The 18,078-nt window shown below is 66.0% G+C and carries 17 protein-coding genes; 7 read left to right on the top strand and 10 right to left on the bottom strand.

Features of this window, described 5'->3' with window-relative positions; translation table 11 throughout:
• The first annotated feature begins 177 nt into the window (after positions 1 to 177).
• Entirely contained in the window at positions 178 to 1,002 is an 825-nt protein-coding gene (locus RT551_RS08030; protein ID WP_313457232.1) for a calcium-binding protein, read from the top strand.
• 219 nt (positions 1,003 to 1,221) lie between these two features.
• Here RT551_RS08030 and RT551_RS08025 read toward each other — a convergent pair whose 3' ends face one another.
• The 5 genes from RT551_RS08025 to rpsU form a co-directional block, all read right to left on the bottom strand.
• Positions 1,222 to 2,220, bottom strand: coding sequence for a bile acid:sodium symporter family protein (locus RT551_RS08025; protein ID WP_313457229.1), 999 nt, complete (start codon positions 2,218 to 2,220; stop codon positions 1,222 to 1,224).
• A gap of 22 nt (positions 2,221 to 2,242) precedes the next feature.
• Entirely contained in the window at positions 2,243 to 3,970 is a 1,728-nt protein-coding gene (dnaG, locus tag RT551_RS08020) for a DNA primase (protein ID WP_313457227.1), read from the bottom strand.
• A 13-nt stretch (positions 3,971 to 3,983) separates the two neighbouring features.
• Positions 3,984 to 4,913 (bottom strand): YihY/virulence factor BrkB family protein, encoded by a 930-nt coding sequence (locus tag RT551_RS08015; protein WP_313457225.1) that lies wholly within the window; start codon positions 4,911 to 4,913, stop codon positions 3,984 to 3,986.
• Between the two features lie 117 nt (positions 4,914 to 5,030).
• Positions 5,031 to 5,474 (bottom strand): GatB/YqeY domain-containing protein, encoded by a 444-nt coding sequence (locus RT551_RS08010; RefSeq protein WP_313457223.1) that lies wholly within the window; start codon positions 5,472 to 5,474, stop codon positions 5,031 to 5,033.
• A 114-nt stretch (positions 5,475 to 5,588) separates the two neighbouring features.
• Positions 5,589 to 5,804 carry a 30S ribosomal protein S21 gene (rpsU, locus tag RT551_RS08005; RefSeq protein WP_002808376.1) on the bottom strand — a complete coding sequence of 72 codons (216 nt, stop codon included), beginning with the start codon at positions 5,802 to 5,804 and terminating at the stop codon, positions 5,589 to 5,591.
• A gap of 166 nt (positions 5,805 to 5,970) precedes the next feature.
• Here rpsU and tsaD point away from each other — a divergent pair, with 166 nt between their 5' ends.
• The 5 genes from tsaD (at position 5,971) to RT551_RS07980 (ending at position 12,481) form a co-directional block, all read left to right on the top strand.
• A complete protein-coding gene (gene tsaD / locus RT551_RS08000) occupies positions 5,971 to 6,996 on the top strand; it encodes a tRNA (adenosine(37)-N6)-threonylcarbamoyltransferase complex transferase subunit TsaD (protein ID WP_125360255.1) in 1,026 nt (341 codons plus the stop codon).
• Between the two features lie 569 nt (positions 6,997 to 7,565).
• The gene (gene folB, locus RT551_RS07995) at positions 7,566 to 7,919 is read left to right on the top strand and encodes a dihydroneopterin aldolase (protein ID WP_311193546.1); all 354 of its coding nucleotides are present in this window, start codon (positions 7,566 to 7,568) and stop codon (positions 7,917 to 7,919) included.
• A 129-nt stretch (positions 7,920 to 8,048) separates the two neighbouring features.
• Entirely contained in the window at positions 8,049 to 9,326 is a 1,278-nt protein-coding gene (locus tag RT551_RS07990; RefSeq protein ID WP_313457220.1) for a mechanosensitive ion channel domain-containing protein, read from the top strand.
• A 138-nt stretch (positions 9,327 to 9,464) separates the two neighbouring features.
• Positions 9,465 to 11,636 (top strand): glycoside hydrolase family 3 N-terminal domain-containing protein, encoded by a 2,172-nt coding sequence (locus tag RT551_RS07985; protein ID WP_313457217.1) that lies wholly within the window; start codon positions 9,465 to 9,467, stop codon positions 11,634 to 11,636.
• Between the two features lie 212 nt (positions 11,637 to 11,848).
• A complete protein-coding gene (locus RT551_RS07980) occupies positions 11,849 to 12,481 on the top strand; it encodes a hypothetical protein (protein ID WP_313457214.1) in 633 nt (210 codons plus the stop codon).
• Between the two features lie 289 nt (positions 12,482 to 12,770).
• Here the strand turns inward: RT551_RS07980 and RT551_RS07975 are convergent, their stop codons facing one another.
• Complete coding sequence (locus tag RT551_RS07975) at positions 12,771 to 13,925, bottom strand: PQQ-dependent sugar dehydrogenase (RefSeq protein ID WP_313457212.1); 1,155 nt, start codon at positions 13,923 to 13,925, stop codon at positions 12,771 to 12,773.
• A 153-nt stretch (positions 13,926 to 14,078) separates the two neighbouring features.
• Here RT551_RS07975 and yiaA point away from each other — a divergent pair, with 153 nt between their 5' ends.
• Positions 14,079 to 14,525, top strand: coding sequence for an inner membrane protein YiaA (gene yiaA, locus RT551_RS07970; RefSeq protein ID WP_313457209.1), 447 nt, complete (start codon positions 14,079 to 14,081; stop codon positions 14,523 to 14,525).
• A 4-nt stretch (positions 14,526 to 14,529) separates the two neighbouring features.
• Here yiaA and RT551_RS07965 read toward each other — a convergent pair whose 3' ends face one another.
• The 4 genes from RT551_RS07965 to RT551_RS07950 form a co-directional block, all read right to left on the bottom strand.
• A complete protein-coding gene (locus RT551_RS07965; RefSeq protein WP_313457207.1) occupies positions 14,530 to 14,898 on the bottom strand; it encodes a hypothetical protein in 369 nt (122 codons plus the stop codon).
• Positions 14,899 to 15,154: 256 nt separating this feature from the next.
• Complete coding sequence (locus tag RT551_RS07960) at positions 15,155 to 16,447, bottom strand: amino acid permease (protein WP_313457204.1); 1,293 nt, start codon at positions 16,445 to 16,447, stop codon at positions 15,155 to 15,157.
• Positions 16,444 to 17,199, bottom strand: coding sequence for a L,D-transpeptidase family protein (locus RT551_RS07955; RefSeq protein ID WP_313457201.1), 756 nt, complete (start codon positions 17,197 to 17,199; stop codon positions 16,444 to 16,446). Before RT551_RS07955 ends, RT551_RS07960 begins: the two co-directional genes overlap by 4 nt.
• A 15-nt stretch (positions 17,200 to 17,214) precedes the next feature.
• A complete protein-coding gene (locus tag RT551_RS07950; protein ID WP_313457199.1) occupies positions 17,215 to 18,063 on the bottom strand; it encodes a MurR/RpiR family transcriptional regulator in 849 nt (282 codons plus the stop codon).
• Positions 18,064 to 18,078 lie beyond the last annotated feature (15 nt).

Here is an 18,078-nt window from a genome sequence, read left to right as displayed (position 1 = left end):
ACCAATGCCATCATCGCCGCGCGCATCCCGCGCATCCCGCGCATCCCGCGCATCCCGCGCATCCCGCGCATCCCGCGCATCCGTGCATCCGTGCATCCGTGCATCCGTGCATCCGGACCCCTTGCATCCCTTCCGTTCGCCACCATTGCTCTTCTGACCGACCAAGGAACGAACGGCATGACCCGCACACGCTGGATCGCAGCACTCCTCCTCGCTCTCGCTTCCTCCCTCTCCCACGCCGCTTTGCCGGACGTGTACCAGGACACCGCCGAACAGATCCGTACCCATGCGGGCGATCACCGCCTGCTGGTGCTCGGCGAACTGCACGGCACCCGCGAAACCCCACTGCTGGTGCAGGCGTTGCTGACGGACTACACCGGCAATGACACCCCCGTGCAGCTGGCACTGGAACTGCCGACCCAAGAGAACACCGCACTCGCCACCTACATGGCGTCAACCGGCGACGCCGCGGCCAAGCAGGCCCTGCGCACCTCGGCCTACTGGAACGTCAAAGACCACCTCCACGACGGCCGCCGCAGCCAGGACATGCTCGACCTGATCGAGGCGGCACGCGCGCTGCGTGCGCAGGGCAGGGACGTCTCGGTGGTGGGCTTCGATGCCAATCCGAGAGGGGAGGAAGGTCCTGGTTCGCGCGATGCTGACATGGCCAAATCCCTGCGGACGGGCTTCCGGTCGCTGCCGGAGAACGGCCGAATGATCGTGCTGACGGGCAACATCCACGGCAGTCGGGAGAGCTATGGCTTGACCAACTACCCGCCGGCCACCGCGCTTCTGACCGACCTGCCGCTCTACAACGTGCGCATCGAAGCGCAACGAGGCGAGTTCTGGGCATGCATGGGATACCGGAAGTGCGGTACGCGCAACCTGATCATTCGCGACGCCGCATCGCCCAGGGCGTACAGCAATCCAGATCGTGATTACGACCTGTGGGTATTCCTGCCGCGCTTCACCGTGGCCCGGTTGTTGGACGGAAACATGTGATAGATCAGGCGACGGATTGAGACGGTTTGGAACGGTTGGGCGCGGTAGGGTCGCACGACAGTCGACCGCCGATAACGGCGCATCGCCCCGTAGGGCATGACCATTGAACGGAGGCGTCCACCCGGCAGCGTCCATGCGTTAAAGCGCCGATCACCGTTATCGGCAGGCGCCTATCGACCGCCTCTACCAAAGCCCACCCCAAAGCGGTTGTCGAAGCGGTCAACGCCCAGGCGGTACCGCGTCCTGCGCCGGTGCCGTCCGCGCATACCGCTTCGCAATCACCGCGCACACAATCAACTGGATCTGGTGGTAGATCATCACCGGCAGCACGATCGCACCCAGGCTGCCGCCGGCGAACAGCACCTTGGCAATTGGCACACCAGTCGCCAGGCTCTTCTTCGAACCGCAGAACACAATGGTGATCTCATCGGCGCGGTTGAAGCCCATCCGTCGCGCCAGCAACGTGATCAACGGCATCGCCACGCCCAGCAGCACGGCGGCCACCAGCGCCACGCCCAGCAGCGACAACAGCGGCGTCTTGCTCCACAGGCCTTCATTCACCGCTTCGCCAAACGCGGAATACACCACCAGCAGAATCGTCGCCTGGTCGGTGTAGCGCAGCAGCGCGCGCTGGCGTTGCACCCAGCCAGCAATCCACGGCCGCAGCAGGTGGCCGGCCACGAACGGCACCAGCAGCTGCAGCATGATGCTCACAATCGCCTGCCCGGGGTTGTGCATGCCGCCGGAGGTACCGGCCAGCAGGGCCAGCAGCAGCGGGGTCAGGAACACGCCCAGAATGCTCGACAGTGACGCACTCACCACCGCCGCCGGCACGTTGCCGCCCGCCATCGAGGTGAATGCAATCGACGACTGCACGGTCGAAGGCAGCGTGCACAGGAACAGCACGCCGATGTACAGCTCCGGGGTCAGCAGCCAGCCTTGCAGTGGCTTGAAGGCCAGCCCCAGCAGCGGGAACAGCAAGAAGGTGCAGGCCAGAATGGTCAGGTGCAGCCGCCAGTGCAGCAACCCCGCCACGATCGATTCGCGCGGCAGGCGCGCGCCATGCAGGAAGAACAACGCGGCAATGGCCACATCGGTGACGTCATCCAGCACCATCGCCGCAGCGCCGCGCATCGGCAGGAACGAGGCCAGCAATACCGTGCACAGCAGGGCCAGGGTGAAGTTGTCCGGTCGCACGCGCGACCACCAATGCGTCATCGTCGGTGGTTCCCTTGCAGTGTCATCGCAATGTCGCGCGCGCCTTCAGCAGCTCGCGCAACTCGTACTTGTCAGTATCGTCCAGACCCTGCTGGCGCTGCTTTGCCTGAAGCTCCTCCAGGCGTTGCAGCAACAGCTGCTTTTCCAGCTGTGCCACCGCATCGTGCAGCTCCTGGGTCCACACCGCCTCATCACCCGGCAGCGTCTGCGCGGCCAGCTTGTGCAGCGAGGCCTGCTCTTCGCGGCCTTCGAAATGCTCCAGCAGCGCACCGGTGCTGATGTCCGGGCGCTGTTCCACCAGCCCCAGCAGTTCCAGCAGCAGCTCCACGCCGGGCTGGCGCAGGCCGTTGATCTGGTGGCCCTGCAACGTCATCCCCAACGAAGGCTGCTGCAGCAGGATCGCAATCGCCGCGCGCACCAGGCTGCGCTTCTGCACCGGCGCGGTGTTACGCATCGGCGCACGCGTCGGCTGTGTGGCCGCGGCCGGCTTCGCGCCGAGCCCGGTCAACGTCGCCAGCTGCTGCTTCATCAGGTCGCCGAACGCACCATCCGGAATCTGCGCCAGCATCGGCCGCGCGCGCTCGGCCAAGCGGGCCTTGCCGTCCAGCGTGCCCATGTTGATTTCACGGGTGAGCTCGTCGAAGAAGAACTGCGACAGTGGCGTGGCCTGCTTCAGGCGCGCATCGAACGCTTCACTGCCTTCCTTGCGCACGATGGTGTCCGGGTCTTCGCCGTCGGGCAGGAACAGGAAGAACGCCTGGCGGCCGTCCTTCATGCGCGGCAGCACCGATTCCAGCGCGCGCCAGCCGGCGCGGCGGCCGGCAGCGTCGCCGTCGAAACAGAAGAACACGTCCGGCGCATTGCGGAACAGCAGCTCGGCGTGCTCCGGCGTGGTCGCCGTGCCCAGCGTGGCCACCGCCTGGGTAACCCCGAACTGGAACAGCGACACCACGTCCATGTAGCCTTCCACCACGATCAGCCGCTCGATCTTCTGGTTGGCCTGGCGCACCTGCCACAGGCCGTACAGTTCGCGGCCCTTGTGGAAGAGGGCGGTTTCCGGGGAATTGAGGTACTTCGGGCCGTCGTCCTTCTCGAACACGCGGCCGCCGAAGGCGATCACCCGGCCGCGGCGGTCGAAGATCGGGAACATCACCCGGTCGCGGAACTTGTCGTACACATGCCCGCGGTCGTTCTTCGAGAACAGCCCGGCGCGATCCAGCAGCTTCATCCGCCGCTCGTCCTTGCCCAGCGCATCCTTCAGCGCGCTGTAGCCGTCCGGGGCATAGCCGATCGAGAACCGGGTACGAGTGGCTTCGTCCACGCCGCGCTGGTCCAGGTAGCTGCGTGCCTTGTCGCTGCCTTCCATCTGCTTCTGGAAGAAGCGCGAGGCCGCATCCAGCGCCGAGTACAGATCACGGCTGTCGTCCTGCTGCTGCGCGCTGCGCGGCTGGCTGTCACGCGGCACTTCCATGCCCACGCGCTTGGCCAGTTCGTCCACCGCGTCAAGGAACTCGAGGCGGTCGTAGTTCATCAGGAAGCTGATCGCCGTGCCATGCGCGCCGCAGCCGAAGCAGTGATAGAACTGCTTGGTCGGCGACACCGTGAACGATGCCGAGCGCTCGTCATGGAACGGGCAGCGCGCCGCGTATTCCTTGCCCTGGCGCTTCAGCGGCACACGGCTGCCCACCACTTCGACAATGTCGGAGCGGGCCAGCAGGTCGTCAATGAAAGCGTCGGGGATACGGGCCATGAGCCCGTCTAGTTTACCCGTTGCCGGCCGTCTCGCCCGGCTTCGGGCAGGGAATGCCGGCCTGTGCCAGATGACTCCGTGCCCGCAGGCGCTCATCGATTACCGCGGTCATCAGCGCGCCCACGAAAAACACCACTGTGGCGTAGTAGATCCACACCAGCGAGATCACCAGCGCCCCCATCGACCCATAGGCGCTGCCTGGGGCCACCGTGGCGATGTACACGCCAATGGCATAGCGGCCGAGCGCGAACAGCGCCGAGGTGATCACCCCGCCAATGAACGCTTGCCGCCACTGAACCCGGCGGTCGGGCAGGTAGTGGTACAGGAAGGCGAACGCCACCGCATACAGCAGCAGGGTGGTCACATAGCCAATGGCCGGCAGCACCGAAGGCAGTTGGGCGAACGCCACCTGCAGAATGGTGGTGGCGGTCATCGACAGAATCAGCAGGAAGCCCAGCGCCAGCACCACGCCGAACGAGAACACGCGCTTGCGCAGCCAGGCCTTGATGCCTTCCAGGCGCTCGCCGCTGGTGTTGAAGATCAGGTTCAGCGCGTTCTGCAGCTGCGCGAACACGGCCGTGGCACCAATAAACAGCAGCAGGGTGCTCCACACCCCCGCCAGCGAGCCCACATCCGGCTGGTTGTCCGCGTTCTTCAACACCGTATCGGCCACGCTGGCCGCGCTCGACCCGGCCACATCCGCAATCTGCCCGACCAGCGCCTGCTGCGCCGGCGGATACAGCGAAGCGGTGAGCCACAGCAGCAGCACCAGCAGCGGGGCCATCGAGAGCAGGGCATAGAACGACACCGACGCCGCCTGGGTCAGCACGTCGATCTCCACGAAGCGCTTGCCGACCGCGGCCGGAAAGCTGCGCTCCAGCCGGTCCACATACTTGCGCAGGCGCAACGGAACGCCCCCGTGATCGTGCGAATCTTCAACCATGACCCCGTTTTATCAGCCGCCCATCGAAGACCCGGTGAAAACAAAAAGGGCATCGCCCTCATCAAGCGATGCCCTTCCGGTAGCGCCGGCCGTTGGCCGGCCCACGCAACTCTCACATCAACCCAACTGCTGCTTCACCAGCTTCGACACCAGACCCATATCGGCCTGGCCCGCCAGCTTCGGCTTCAGCGCGCCCATCAGCTTGCCCATATCCGTCGGGCCCGCAGCGCCGGTTTCCGCGATCGCTGCCTGGATCGCCGCCACGATCTCGGCTTCGCCCATCTTGGCCGGCAGGTAGGCTTCAATCACCACCAGCTCGTCGCGCTCGATCTGCGCCAGGTCGTCGCGGTTGGCCGCGTCGTACTGGGTGATCGAGTCCTTGCGCTGCTTGACCATCTTGTCCAGCACGGCAATGACCGCAGCGTCATCCAGCTCGATGCGCTCGTCCACTTCCTTCTGCTTGATGGCGGCATTGATCAGGCGGATCACGCCCAGCTTGTGCTTTTCGCCCGCCTTCATGGCGGCCTTCATGTCATCGGTGAGCTGCTGCTTCATGCTCATGGAACACCTCGGTTCGGTGAATAGGGTAGAAACGCAAAAAGCCGGTAACGCTCGCGCGTTCCGGCTTCGGCTTCGTCGCGACAGGTCAAGCCTGTCGCATCGAAGTGCGTCCGATCAGTACAGGCGCTGACGCTTGGTGACGTCGCGCGACGAGCGGCGCAGCTGACGCTTCACAGCAGCAGCAGCCTTACGCTTGCGCTCCTGGGTCGGCTTTTCATAGAACTCGCGCTTGCGGGTTTCGGCCAGAACGCCGGCCTTTTCGCAGGTGCGCTTGAAGCGACGGAGCGCAAACTCGAAGGGCTCGTTCTCGCGGACTTTGACGCTGGGCATGGAATCTCCGGACACAGTAGAACCGGGTCACGCCCGGTGAGAGCCGCACATTATAGCGGCGAACAAGGAAGTTGCAACCCTCCCTGGCGAATTTCCGGCCACGAGGAGGAACTGGGCACCCGGGCAATGACGCTGCCGGGGCCGCAAGAGGTCCATAATAGCAGGCATGCGAGTCCTTGGTATCGAATCATCCTGTGATGAGACCGGCGTAGCGGTGTACGACACCGCCCTGACCGGCCCGGAAGCCCTGCGCGCCCATGCGGTGTACAGCCAGATCGCCCTGCACGCCGAATACGGCGGGGTGGTGCCTGAACTGGCCAGCCGCGACCACGTGCGCAAACTGCTGCCGCTGATCCGCCAGACCCTGGCCGAGGCCGGGCTGGGCGTGAACGACATCGACGGGGTGGCCTACACCGCCGGCCCCGGCCTGGTCGGCGCGCTGCTGGTCGGCGCGGGCGTGGCCCGTTCGCTGGCCTGGGCGCTGGAGGTCCCCGCCGTGGGCGTGCACCACATGGAAGGCCACCTGCTGGCCCCGCTGATGGAAGACGACCCGCCGGAGCCCCCGTTCGTGGCCCTGCTGGTCTCCGGCGGCCACACCCAGCTGGTCGCGGTTGACCGCATCGGCCAGTACCGCCTGCTCGGCGAGACCCTGGACGATGCCGCCGGCGAGGCGTTCGACAAGACCGCCAAGCTGATGGGCCTGCCGTACCCCGGGGGCCCGCAGCTGGCCGCCCTGGCTGAACGCGGCACCCCGGGCGTGTACAAGTTCACCCGCCCCATGACCGACCGCCCCGGGCTGGATTTCAGCTTCTCCGGCCTGAAGACCCAGGTCCTCATGGCCTGGCGCGACAGCGACCAGAGCGAGACCACCCGCGCCGACATCGCCCGAGGCTTTGAAGACGCCGTGGTCGAGACCCTGGCCATCAAATGCGACCGCGCCCTCGATGCCGCCGGCTGCGACGTGCTGGTGGTCGCCGGTGGCGTAGGAGCCAACCGCCGCCTGCGCGCGCGCCTGGACGAAATGGCCCGCCGCCGCGGCGGCCGCGTCTGCTTCCCGCGCCCCGCGCTGTGCACCGACAACGGCGCGATGATCGCCTTCGCCGGCGCGCTGCGCCTGGAAGCCGGCCAGCACAACCCCCCGCAGGTGCAGGTCACCCCGCGCTGGGACATGGCTACGTTGCCAGCGGTGTAAAACCGGGCTCTGGCCGCCAATTCTGCCTATCACGTCATGCCGGATTGCCTGCCATGCCGGCCTTATGACCGGCCGACCACAATGTCGGAAAGCCATGTAGAGCCGGGCTTGCCCGGCTGGCCGGCCGATCGCGCGGTGTCGGAAAGCCGGGCAAGCCCGGCTCTACGGGGTAGCAGTTCGATTGATGAAATTGATAATGGATCGGACTGCTCACTTTTCCATGCAGTTTCTTGCCTGCATGTGGACCTGCCTAAGGGAGTCCTCCATGTCCAATCGAGATCTGAAAGAGTTCATAACCTTGCGTGCGGTCCGGGCCGCGAATGCCCGGATCATTGATCGGTCCTCGGATTCGGGGCGATTGAGCGATCCCGCAGGCGGAACCAGCAGGAAAGCGGTCCTCCTCACATCCGAAGAAATCAGAAGAGCAGGGCAAGTCGCATTCAGTTCGCTCAAGCGGCGATAACGCCGTGATGTTGCCGTAAGCGCCCGGGTTTTTAGATCCCAACCGGTTTCCGGCACGTTCTGCCGCACCCCGGTACCATGGCCCCCATATTTCATATGGCATGACTATGGACAAGGTATTCATCGAAGGGCTGGAAGTGGACGCCCTGATCGGCATCTACGACTGGGAGCGGCGCATCCGCCAGACCCTGCGCTTCGACCTGGAAATGGGCTTCGACAACCGCAAGCCCGCCGCCAGCGACGACATTGCCGACACCCTGAACTACAAGGCCGTGAGCAAGCGCATCGAACAGTTCGTGCGCGAATCCGACTTCGGCCTGGTGGAAACCCTGGCCGAACGCATCGCCGAGATCGTGCTGCGCGAATTCAATGTGCAGTGGCTGCGCCTCAAGCTCAGCAAGCCCGGTGCCGTGCGCGGTGCCAAGGCCGTCGGCGTCATCATCGAACGCTCGGCCCCGTAACGCCCGACGCGGCCTGCGCACCCGCAACGCCGGACGCGGCTTGGCGCCAATCCGCAACGCCGGGCCGCCTGGCACGCATTCGTAGAGCCGGGCTTGCCCGGCTGCTCTCCCCAAGGAACCCAAAGAACGATGGTAGACGCCGTAATCGCCGTAAAGCTCCTCGAAGACCTGCAACAAACCCTCGAACCCTGGCCCTGGGCCTACACCGCAGTCGTCCTGGCCGCCCTGATCCTCGCCGCCTGGCTGGCCAATTTCGTCACCAAGAAGATCCTGCTGCGCGGCCTGCGCAAACTGGTCGCCCGCCTGCCCGGTGGCACCGCCTCCGGCCGCGAACAGGGCAGCAACCTGCGCGTCATCTCGCGCCTGTCCAACGTGGTGCCCAGCATGGTGCTGGCCGCCGGCATCCGCATCGTGCCCGACCTGCCGCCGCAGCTGGTGACCATGGTCATCGCCGCCTGCCACGCCTGGGGCATCCTCACCGTGGCGCTGGCCGTTTCGCACGCGCTGGACGCCGCCAACGAACTCTACGAACGCCGCCCCGACGCCCGCAACAAGCCGATCAAGGGCTACCTGCAGGTGGTCAAGATCGTGGTGTTCATCATTGCGGGCCTGTCCATTTTCACCGTCTTGACCGGTATGAAGATGGGCCCCCTGATCACCGGCCTCGGCGCTGCCACCGCCGTGCTGATGCTGATCTTCCAGGACACCATCCTCTCCCTGGTCGCCAGCGTGCAGATCAGCGGCGACGGCCGCGTGCGACTGGGCGACTGGATTGAAATGCCCAGCCAGAACGCCGATGGCGACGTCATCGACATCGCCCTGCACACCATCACCGTGCAGAACTTCGACAAGACCATCACCACCATTCCGACCAAGAAGCTGGTCACCGAGTCGTTCAAGAACTGGCGCGGCATGCAGGAAGCCGGCGGCCGCCGGATCAAGCGCGCGCTGTACCTCGATCAGCACAGCGTCGGCTTCCTCGACGAGGCCGCCGTGGACCAGCTCGAGCAGTTCAGCGTGCTGGGCGACTACCTGCGTGAAAAGCAGGACGAGCTGGACCAGCACAATGCCCAGCTGCAGGCCCAGGGCCTGGCCGCGGTCAACGCGCGCCGGGTCACCAACCTGGGCACCTTCCGCGCCTACGTGGAGCGCTATCTGCGCAGCCACCCCGGAATCCATACGGACATGACCCTGCTGGTACGGCAGCTGCAGCCGACCACCGAAGGCCTGCCGCTGGAGATCTACTGCTTCACCCGCAGCACCGCCTGGGGCACCTATGAGGGCGTGCAGTCGGACGTGTTCGACCACCTGCTGGCGATCCTGCCCAGCTTCGGGCTGCGCGTGTTCCAGGCCTCCAGCGACGCCATGCTGATGACCGCGCAGACCGTACGGTCCCCGACGGAGTAAGCTTCCGTGCCGCCCGGCACAGCGTGCGCTGCGTCGGGTTTTCCCCTTCCGGGGAAAAAAATGAATGCCGAAATCACTCACAACGGGGCTGGGGACGCTAGAATCCCGGCCTTGTAAACGTTTTCATAAGGACCGCCGGTGGCCTCCGATCGCATCGAAACCCTCATTGCCCAGATGACCGTCGAAGAAAAAGTCGGCCAGCTGGGTGTGTTCGCAGACATGGTTCGGCCGTTCGCCCCGGATGTGAATCCGGAAGCCAACGTCAGCAATGCCGACCAGGTGCTGCAGCAGATCCGCGAGGGCAAGGTCGGCTCGCTGTTCAACGGCGTCGGCGTGGAAGCCGGCCGCCGCATCCAGCAGGTCGCGCTGGAAGAAAGCCGCCTGAAGATCCCGGTGATCCTGGCCGCCGACGTCATTCACGGCATGCGCACCGTGTTCCCGATTCCGCTGGGTGAAGCGGCCAGCTTCGAGCCCGACCTGGCCGAGCGCACCGCCCGCGCCACCGCCGTGGAAGCCACCGCTGCCGGCCTGCACTGGACCTACGCCCCGGCCGTGGACATCGCCCGTGACCAGCGCTGGGGCCGTGGTGCCGAAGGTGCCGGCGAAGACGTGGTGCTGGGCTGCGCGTTCGCCGCCGCCCGCGTGCGTGGCTTCCAGGGCACCGACCTGCGCGCGCACGACGCGCTGCTGTCCACGCCCAAGCACTTCGCCGCCTACGGCGCGGTGATGGCCGGCATGGAATACAACATGGTGGACATCTCGCCGCAGACCCTGCGCGACGTGCACCTGCCGCCGTTCAAGGCCGCCTTCGACGCCGGTGCCATCACCGTGATGTCCTCGTTCAACGACATCAACGGCGTGCCCGCCAGCGCCAATGCCGAGCTGCTCACCGACATCCTGCGCGGTGAGTGGAACTTCCCCGGCGTGGTCATCTCCGACTACACCGCCGACATGGAACTGGTGGCCCACGGCTACGCCGCCGATGACCGCGATGCCACCGCCAAGGCGTTCACCGCCGGCCTCGACCTGAGCATGCAGAGCGGCTTCTACGCCGAGCACCTGCCGGGCCTGGTGGAACGCGGCGAAGTGCCGATGGCCACGCTGGATGAATCGGTGCGCCGCATCCTCAACCTGAAGGAAGCGATCGGCCTGTTCGACGACCCGTACCGTTCGCTCGACCTCGCCCGCGAAGCCGACACCTCGCACATCGCCGCGCACGACGAGCTGTCGCGTGACGCCGCGCGCCGTTCCATCGTGCTGCTGAAGAACGAAGGCAATGTGCTGCCGCTGCGCAAGGCCGGGCAGAAGATCGCCCTGATCGGCCCGTTCGTGCAGGACCGCGAGAACATCGAAGGCTGTTGGACCCTGTTCGGCGACAAGTCGCGCTACGTCACCCTGGAAGCCGGCGTGCGCGCCGCGATCAGCGACGAAAGCCTGCTTGAAATCGTGCCGGGCTGCGATCTGGAAGCCGCGCTGCAGGACGGCGTGGAACAGGCCGTGGCCGCCGCGCTGCGTGCCGACGTGGTGGTGCTCGCCCTGGGCGAACCGCAGCGCTACAGCGGCGAAGCGCAGTCGCGCGTGGAAATCACCCTGCCGCCGGCACAGCAGGCATTGGCCGAAGCCGTGGCCATGACCGGCAAGCCGATAGTGGTGCTGCTGCGCAACGGCCGCGCGCTGGCCCTGCAGGGCGCGGTGCGCAATGCCGCTGCCGTTGCGGTCACCTGGTACCTCGGCACCCAGACCGGCCCGGCCGTGGCCGACGTGCTGTTCGGCGACTACAACCCGTCCGGCCGCCTGCCGGTCAGCTTCCCGCAGGTCAGCGGGCAGCAGCCGTTCTTCTACAACCACCCACGCACCGGCCGTCCCGAGCTGCCGACCATGTCCGAATTCAAGGCGCGCTGGCGTGAGATTCCGAACGCGCCGCTGTATCCGTTCGGGCATGGCATGGGCTACACCACCTACGGTTACGGCGTGCCGAAGCTCAGCCAGGCCAAGCTCGGCTGGGACGACACCCTCACCCTCACCACCACCGTCACCAACACCGGTGCCGTGGCCGGCGAGGAAGTGGTGCAGCTGTACATCCACGACCGTGTCGCCAGCCGCGTGCGGCCGGTGCGTGAGCTGAAGGACTTCCGCAAGATCGCGCTGCAGCCGGGCGAAAGTGCCGAGGTGGTGTTCACCCTGGATCGCCATGCGCTGGGTTTCACCGGGCGCGATGGCGTGTATCGCGCCGAGCCCGGGTTGTTTGATGTGTGGGTGTGCGCGAGTTCGATCAGCGGCGATGCCGTGCAGTTCGAGCTGCTCGCGTAAACCGATAACGTCGGGTTCCGGGCGAATCCCGGTAGTGCCGGCCGCTGGCCGGCAACCAGGCAAATGCGTGAGACCACGTACACCGCCGGCCGCTGGCCGGCAACCACGCGATCTTCGGACGGGCAACTGCGGTTGCCGGCCAGCGGCCGGCACTACCTTGCCGTGACGTCGTACGGGGTAGGGTGGCTCCTTGTCTCGTTCGAGGACTCCCCATGACCGTGAACCGCCTCCCCCTCCTGCTCGCCCTCACCACCCCCCTGTGGCTGGCCGCCTGCAGCAAACCCGAATCCTCCGGCACCACCGAAGCGCCCACCGCCACCGCCCCCGCGGAAGACGCCCCGGTCGCCGGCAATTCCCCCGACGCGGTCCCCGCAACCAGCGAACCGGCCCCGGCCACCACGCCCGCGCCCGCCACCACCGAAGTAGCCGCCGGTGAAGCCGCCGCTTCCGGCGATGACCACGCGGCCGCTGCGGAAGGCGACGCACGCCAGCGCATCGAACGCCTGCTCGGCGACGTGGATCAGTACGAAAAGGTGTTCACCGAACTGCAGCGTGGTGTTGCTGCTGATGATGCCGCTGCGGTTGCAGGGCTGCTGCGTTACCCGGTGCGCGTGAGCGTGGACGGCAAGACCGTGAAGCTCGCCGATGCCGCTGCGTTCCAGCGTGATTACGCGAAGATCGTCACGCCGGCGTTGAAGGCGCTGATCGCAGAACAGCGTTTCGACACCCTGTTCGTCAACCAGCAGGGCGTGATGCTGGGGCAGGGCGAGGTGTGGATCACCGGCACGTGCGTGGACAAGGCGTGTGCGAAGTCCGACGTGAAGGTCAACAACATCGGTAGTTGATTACGGGCGGTTCCGGCGGCGTCGTCGATACGGGTTCATGCGTTAAAGAACGCGGGTCGCGTATCGGCGGTCGTCTGTCGACCGACCCTACCGCTGCTCGCATCATTGTCGGTGTGCAACCCACCAACATGGATGCCCGGCGGCGTTACACGAACCGCCGGGATGCGTGCCCGGCGGAATCGCACGAACCGCCGGGATGCATGCTTCGGTAGAGTCGACCGTGAGTCGACTGCCGATAACGGTGATCACCCCTTTAGGGCAATGACCCCAATCGAAGCGAACCGCCTCATCACTTCTTCGGCGTCAACTTCAACAACCGCCCGTTGCTCCCATCCTCCAACACCCAGATCGCCCCATCCGGGCCTTGCTCCACCTCACGAATCCGCTCGCCCATCGCAAACCGTTCCGCCTCGCGCGCGTTGTCACCATCAAACGCAACCCGCACCAGCGAGGTCGACGACAACCCACCAATGAAACCGCTGCCCTTCCATTGCGGGAACTGCGAACCGTTGTAGATGATGAAACCGGCCGGCGAAATCACCGGCGTCCAGGTGATCTTCGGCGCTTCAAACTCAGGACGCGTGTTGTGGTCCGGAATCTCACGGCCATCGTAATGGTTGCCGTTGGAGACAATCGGGTAGCCATAGTTCTTGCCGCGCACGATCAGATTCAACTCATCGCCGCCGGCCGGGCCCATCTCGTGCACCCACAGCTTGCCCTTCGCGTCGAAGGCAATACCCAGCGCATTGCGATGGCCGATCGACCACGCCTGGGCCGCCACGCCGCCCTGCGAGGCGAACGGGTTGTCACCCGGCACGGTGCCGTCGTCATTCAGACGGATGATCTTGCCCAGGTTGCCGGTCATGTCCTGCGCCGGGTCGAACTTCTGCCGTTCGCTGGAGGTGATCCACAGCTTGCCGTCCGGGCCGAACGCCAGGCGGTGGCCGTAATGGCCCTTGCCGCTGACCTTCGGGGTCTGCCGCCAGATCACCTTGAAGTCCTGCAGCGCGCCGCTGCCGTCCGCAGCCAGCACCAGCTTGGCGCGCGCCACCGCCGCGCCGCGGGTGTCGTTTTCACCCTCTTCGGCGTAGCTCACGTACACAAAGCCGTTCTTTGCGAAGTCCGGGTGCGGCAGCACATCGCCCAGGCCGCCCTGGCCGCCGTAGGCTACCTTCGGCAGGCCGGTGATCTCGGCGCGCTTGCCGGTCTGCACGTTGAAGTGCTGCAGCGTGCCTTCCTTCTCGGTCACCAGCAGGCTGCCATCGGGCAGGAAGGCCATCGCCCACGGCTGGTCGAACCTGGCGACCTCGGTGGCGTTGAACGGCCAGTCGGCCTTCTGGATCACCGGCGCGGCAGCGGCGGTGGGGCCGGCGGCCACGCAGGCGGTGGTGAACAGGGCAGGGGTGGCCGCAAGAGCCAGGGTGAGCAGCAGATGGCGGGGCATGAGGGTGTCTCCGTCAGGGGTGCAATGTGAAGCGATGGTTGTACAGCATGGCCATCAACGCCGCGTGGACCATAGGTCACCCCGGATAGGCGCGCGGGCCGGATTCAGCTAACGTACGCGGCAACACGGACGCCTCAAAACGGAGTTTGCAGCATGAGCATCAGCGTACAGAAGCCTTCCCCCGCCTTCATCGCGGCCTCCTGGACCGCCCTGCTGCTGGGCGCGGCGGCCTACCTGATCGGCCTGTTCAACGCCGAAATGGCCCTCAACGAGAAGGGTTACTACCTGACCCTGCTGCTGTTCGGCCTGTTCGCCGCCGTGTCGCTGCAGAAGAGCGTACGCGACCGTGTGGAAGGCATTCCGGTCAGCGGCCTGTACTACGCGCTGTGCTGGTTCGCCCTGCTGGCCTCGCTGCTGCTGTTGCTGGTCGGCCTGTGGAACGCCACCCTGCTGCTCAGCGAAAAGGGCTTCTACGGCATGGCCTTCGCGCTCAGCCTGTTCGGCGCAGTCGCCGTACAGAAGAACACCCGCGACCTGATGGCCGCAGGTGCTGATGAACCGAAGCGCGCAGCCAAGCTGCCGCCGCTCCCGGGCGAATAAGGGCTCACGTCCCGCGCGGCACGCCCTTGTCCAAATGGGCCTGCCGCAACGCGGTGGACTCATCCCACCCACGCTGCACCGCGCTCCGCGCCTGTTCCCAGGTCAACTTGCTCTTCGCATGTTCACTTGCCCAGCGCGACTGCAGCTCCGCTTCAACCTGCTCATACGCCTCAATCACCTCATCTGCCCGCGTACGCTGGTGACGCGCGCTGTAGCCGAGGTAATACGCAGGTTCGTAGTCATCAAATATCAGCTCGCTGTTGCTGTCGTAATACGGCTCCGCGCTGAAGCGTTCGCGCCAATAATCGGCAACTGCCTGGCGCGGCACGCCGTCTTCCGGCACCCGGCCGGGAATCTGATAGTCAGGGCTCATGTCTGGCTCCGGTGGGGTAAGGGTTCACCGTAGCCGTATGCAGGTTAACGCCATGGGCGCAGCGGGTGAATGGTGGATCAAACGCCATTCATGCGATCGCCAACACCGCCATGGACGCGCATGGCGCGTCCCTACACCCGTCAACGTTCGACCCCATCATCATTCGACCGACGTAGCGTAGTGACACGCCATGCGTGTCAATGCCATGCCGAACGAAGTCAAGAACCCGCCATGCGCGTCCACTGTGGTGCCGAAATCACTCGCCCTTCCGCGGCAACAGATAAATCACCCCGCCCACCGCAAACGCAATCAACGCCGCCGCAATGTTCTGCCAGCTCGCACTGGCAAACAACGCCAGACACAGCACCAGCGCCAGGATCGGAATCAACGGCCCACCCGGCAGCTTCAACGCCCCCGGCCGATCTCGGAAACGCCGCGCCAGCACGATCACCGCCGCCGCCGTTCCGATATACGCAAACAACCGCGTCGTCATCGACAACAACGCCAGCTGCACAAACGACCCTGAAAGCGCCAGCACCAGCGCAATCAAGCCCTGGGTCACAATCGCCGCCGCCGGCGTGCGGAAGCGCGGATGCACCTGCGCCAGCAGCTTCGGCCCATAACCATCGCGCGCCAGCGCAAACAGGAAGCGCGGCCCCATCATCATCGTGTTGCTGTTGGTGCCCAGAATCGAAATCGTCGCACCCACGGTCAGAATCAGCGCCAGCGCCTCACCGCCAAACCCTGCCGCCGCATCCGCCAGCGGCGTCGCCGAATCCGCCAGCCCGGGCAGCGTGCCCTGCGCAATGAACTGCACCGCGCCGTAGATCACCGTCACCGTCACAATCATGGTGATCAGCGCGAACGGAATGTCGCGCTTCGGGTTGCGGTACTCGCCCGCCGCCGCTGGAATGTTCTCGAAGCCCGCATACGCGTACAGCAGCAACAGCGCCGCCTCGCCCATGCGCTGCAGGTCATGCGGGTCGGGGCGCTGGCCCGAGAACGCCAGGTCCATGTCCACGTAGAACGCGCCAATCAGCACGAACAGCAGCAGCGGCAGCAGCTTGCCGATCACCAGCACGATGCCGGTGCGCGCCGCCGAGCGCACGCCCATCACGTTCACCGCGGTCAAAAACCCCAGCGACACCACGATCACCAGCACCCGGCCCAGGTCATGCCCGGCCCACGGCCAGAACCGCGCCACTGCATCGGCCAGCGCATTGCTCAACGCCGCCGCCGAGCTGATCCGGGTCAGCCAGATCATCCAGCCGATCTCGAACCCGGCAAAGCGCCCGAACGCCTCGCGCGCATACAGATAGCTGCCGCCCGGCTCATCGAAGTAGCTCGCCGCCTGCGCGTAGCACAGCACCAGCAGCGCCACCACGATGCCCGCCGCCACCACGCCCCACAGGCTGAACGGCCCCAGCAACAGCACGGTGGCCGCCGGCAGCAGGTAGATCCCGCTGCCAATCACGTCGTTGATCGACAGCCCGACAATCTGCCAGCGGCTGACTGCACGCTCCAGCTGCGGTTCGGAAGGTGTGCTCATGGTGCGCCCAATGCCGGCAGCTGCCACTGCGTCTGCAGCTGCGCGTACTGCGCCTTCGGCAGCAGCACGAAACGCGGCCGCGCCGCCGGCGTCAGCCAGCCCAGCAGGGTGGTCATGTGCGCCGGCTCCATCGCCGTGCAGCCAGCGGTGGCCTCACCCGGGGTGCGCCACAGGTGGGCAAAGATGCAGCTGCCGCCGCGCGGCACCGCCTTCGGGTTGTGCTCGATCACGAAGCCCTCGCGATACCGCACGTCGCCCTTGTTGTGCAGGTCCAGCCGCATCGGCTCGGTGGAACCCTCCACCGCCTCGGCCCCCACCACGTCCGCATCGACGATGCGGTTGTAATACTTCGAATCCGGCACATCCATGCAGTAGCTGCTTTCCAGCATCGGCTGGTAGGGCAGGGAGGTGGTCACCTTGTCCGCATAGCCGAACGCCTCGCCAATCGCGAAGATCCCGGCCGGGCTGCGGCCGTCGCCTTCCTGCTTCTGCGGCCCGCCCTTCTGCGCCGGGTGCAGGCCCGTGCCCCAGGCGCTGCCGCTGCGACCCACCGCCACCGTGAAGGCGTCACCCTGCGGCCGCCAGCCGGTTTCGGTGCGCGCATACGCCTGCAGCGTGCCGGAGGTGGCATCCCAGTCAGCCGTGGTCACCACCACCAGCTGGGTGGTGCCTTCCAGAGGATCGGCGGCCCAGGCGGGCAGGGCACAGGCCAGCACAACGGTGGCAACAGCGGTTCGCAGGTACGGCAGCATCGTCAACTCCAGAAATCAGGTGTCGATCAGGTGTTCAATCCGCTCCAGGTTCACCCCCAGCTGGCGATGCCGGTCCGGGTTGGCGTGGCAGAGCAGAACAAACAGAAAGTCCAGCAGCGACTGCAAGGCTGAACGGTACAACAGTTGTGCCATCGAAGGGGCCGGGTCGTGCGCGCACACCACCAGCGCCGCATCGGCGTGCGCGCGCAGCGGGTTGGCGCTGTGGCGCGTGATCGACACCACCTTGCCGCCCATGTCCTGGAACTGGCGCGACAGCTGGTACAGCTGCGGCAGCTTGCCGAACTCCGAGAACACCAGCAGCACGTCGCCCGGCCGCACCGCGGACAGATTGGCCATCATCAGAATCGGGTCGGCGTGGTGCACCGTCAGCATGCCCAGCAGCGACAGCCGCATCGCGAACTCGCGCGCATACAGGCCATCGTCGCCCAGCCCGTACACGAACACCTTCGGCGCGCTGTCCAGCATCGACACAATCCGCTCCACATCGGCCTGTGCATTGGCCACCCGGGTTTCGTCATCGGCTGCCTGCCGGCTGTGCCGCAGGCGCTCGCCCAGCTGCGCATAGCCATTGCCCGGCTCGCCCGTTGGCGGCGCGGCCTGCGGGTCGCTGCCCGCGCGCGCCACCGCCTGGCCCACCGAGTACTTCAGGTCCGGGTAGCCCTTGAAGCCCAGCTTCTGGCTGAACTTGACCACGCTGGACTGGCTGATCCCCAGCGCGCTGGCCAACTGCTGCGACGAGTAGTCGCGCAGCAGATGTGCGTTGTCGAGAATGAAATCCCCAATGCGGCGTTCGATCGCCGACATCTGGTCACGCTCGGAACGGATTTTGAGGAGTGGGGGCATTTCAATATCCGACGT

This window comes from Stenotrophomonas sp., assembly GCF_032103445.1.
Lineage (GTDB): Bacteria > Pseudomonadota > Gammaproteobacteria > Xanthomonadales > Xanthomonadaceae > Stenotrophomonas.
The sequence above is the reverse complement of the archived record's forward strand: the minus strand, read 5'-3'. Positions and strand labels throughout refer to the sequence as shown.

What these genes read in the sequence shown, in the direction of transcription:
- RT551_RS08030 (WP_313457232.1), top strand. Translation starts at nt 178, where the DNA reads ATGACCCGCACACGCTGGATCGCAGCACTCCTCCTCGCTCTCGCTTCC.
- RT551_RS08025 (WP_313457229.1), bottom strand. Translation starts at nt 2,220, where the DNA reads ATGACGCATTGGTGGTCGCGCGTGCGACCGGACAACTTCACCCTGGCC.
- dnaG (WP_313457227.1), bottom strand. Translation starts at nt 3,970, where the DNA reads ATGGCCCGTATCCCCGACGCTTTCATTGACGACCTGCTGGCCCGCTCC.
- RT551_RS08015 (WP_313457225.1), bottom strand. Translation starts at nt 4,913, where the DNA reads ATGGTTGAAGATTCGCACGATCACGGGGGCGTTCCGTTGCGCCTGCGC.
- RT551_RS08010 (WP_313457223.1), bottom strand. Translation starts at nt 5,474, where the DNA reads ATGAGCATGAAGCAGCAGCTCACCGATGACATGAAGGCCGCCATGAAG.
- rpsU (WP_002808376.1), bottom strand. Translation starts at nt 5,804, where the DNA reads ATGCCCAGCGTCAAAGTCCGCGAGAACGAGCCCTTCGAGTTTGCGCTC.
- tsaD (WP_125360255.1), top strand. Translation starts at nt 5,971, where the DNA reads ATGCGAGTCCTTGGTATCGAATCATCCTGTGATGAGACCGGCGTAGCG.
- folB (WP_311193546.1), top strand. Translation starts at nt 7,566, where the DNA reads ATGGACAAGGTATTCATCGAAGGGCTGGAAGTGGACGCCCTGATCGGC.
- RT551_RS07990 (WP_313457220.1), top strand. Translation starts at nt 8,049, where the DNA reads ATGGTAGACGCCGTAATCGCCGTAAAGCTCCTCGAAGACCTGCAACAA.
- RT551_RS07980 (WP_313457214.1), top strand. Translation starts at nt 11,849, where the DNA reads ATGACCGTGAACCGCCTCCCCCTCCTGCTCGCCCTCACCACCCCCCTG.
- RT551_RS07975 (WP_313457212.1), bottom strand. Translation starts at nt 13,925, where the DNA reads ATGCCCCGCCATCTGCTGCTCACCCTGGCTCTTGCGGCCACCCCTGCC.
- yiaA (WP_313457209.1), top strand. Translation starts at nt 14,079, where the DNA reads ATGAGCATCAGCGTACAGAAGCCTTCCCCCGCCTTCATCGCGGCCTCC.
- RT551_RS07965 (WP_313457207.1), bottom strand. Translation starts at nt 14,898, where the DNA reads ATGAGCCCTGACTATCAGATTCCCGGCCGGGTGCCGGAAGACGGCGTG.
- RT551_RS07960 (WP_313457204.1), bottom strand. Translation starts at nt 16,447, where the DNA reads ATGAGCACACCTTCCGAACCGCAGCTGGAGCGTGCAGTCAGCCGCTGG.
- RT551_RS07955 (WP_313457201.1), bottom strand. Translation starts at nt 17,199, where the DNA reads ATGCTGCCGTACCTGCGAACCGCTGTTGCCACCGTTGTGCTGGCCTGT.
- RT551_RS07950 (WP_313457199.1), bottom strand. Translation starts at nt 18,063, where the DNA reads ATGCCCCCACTCCTCAAAATCCGTTCCGAGCGTGACCAGATGTCGGCG.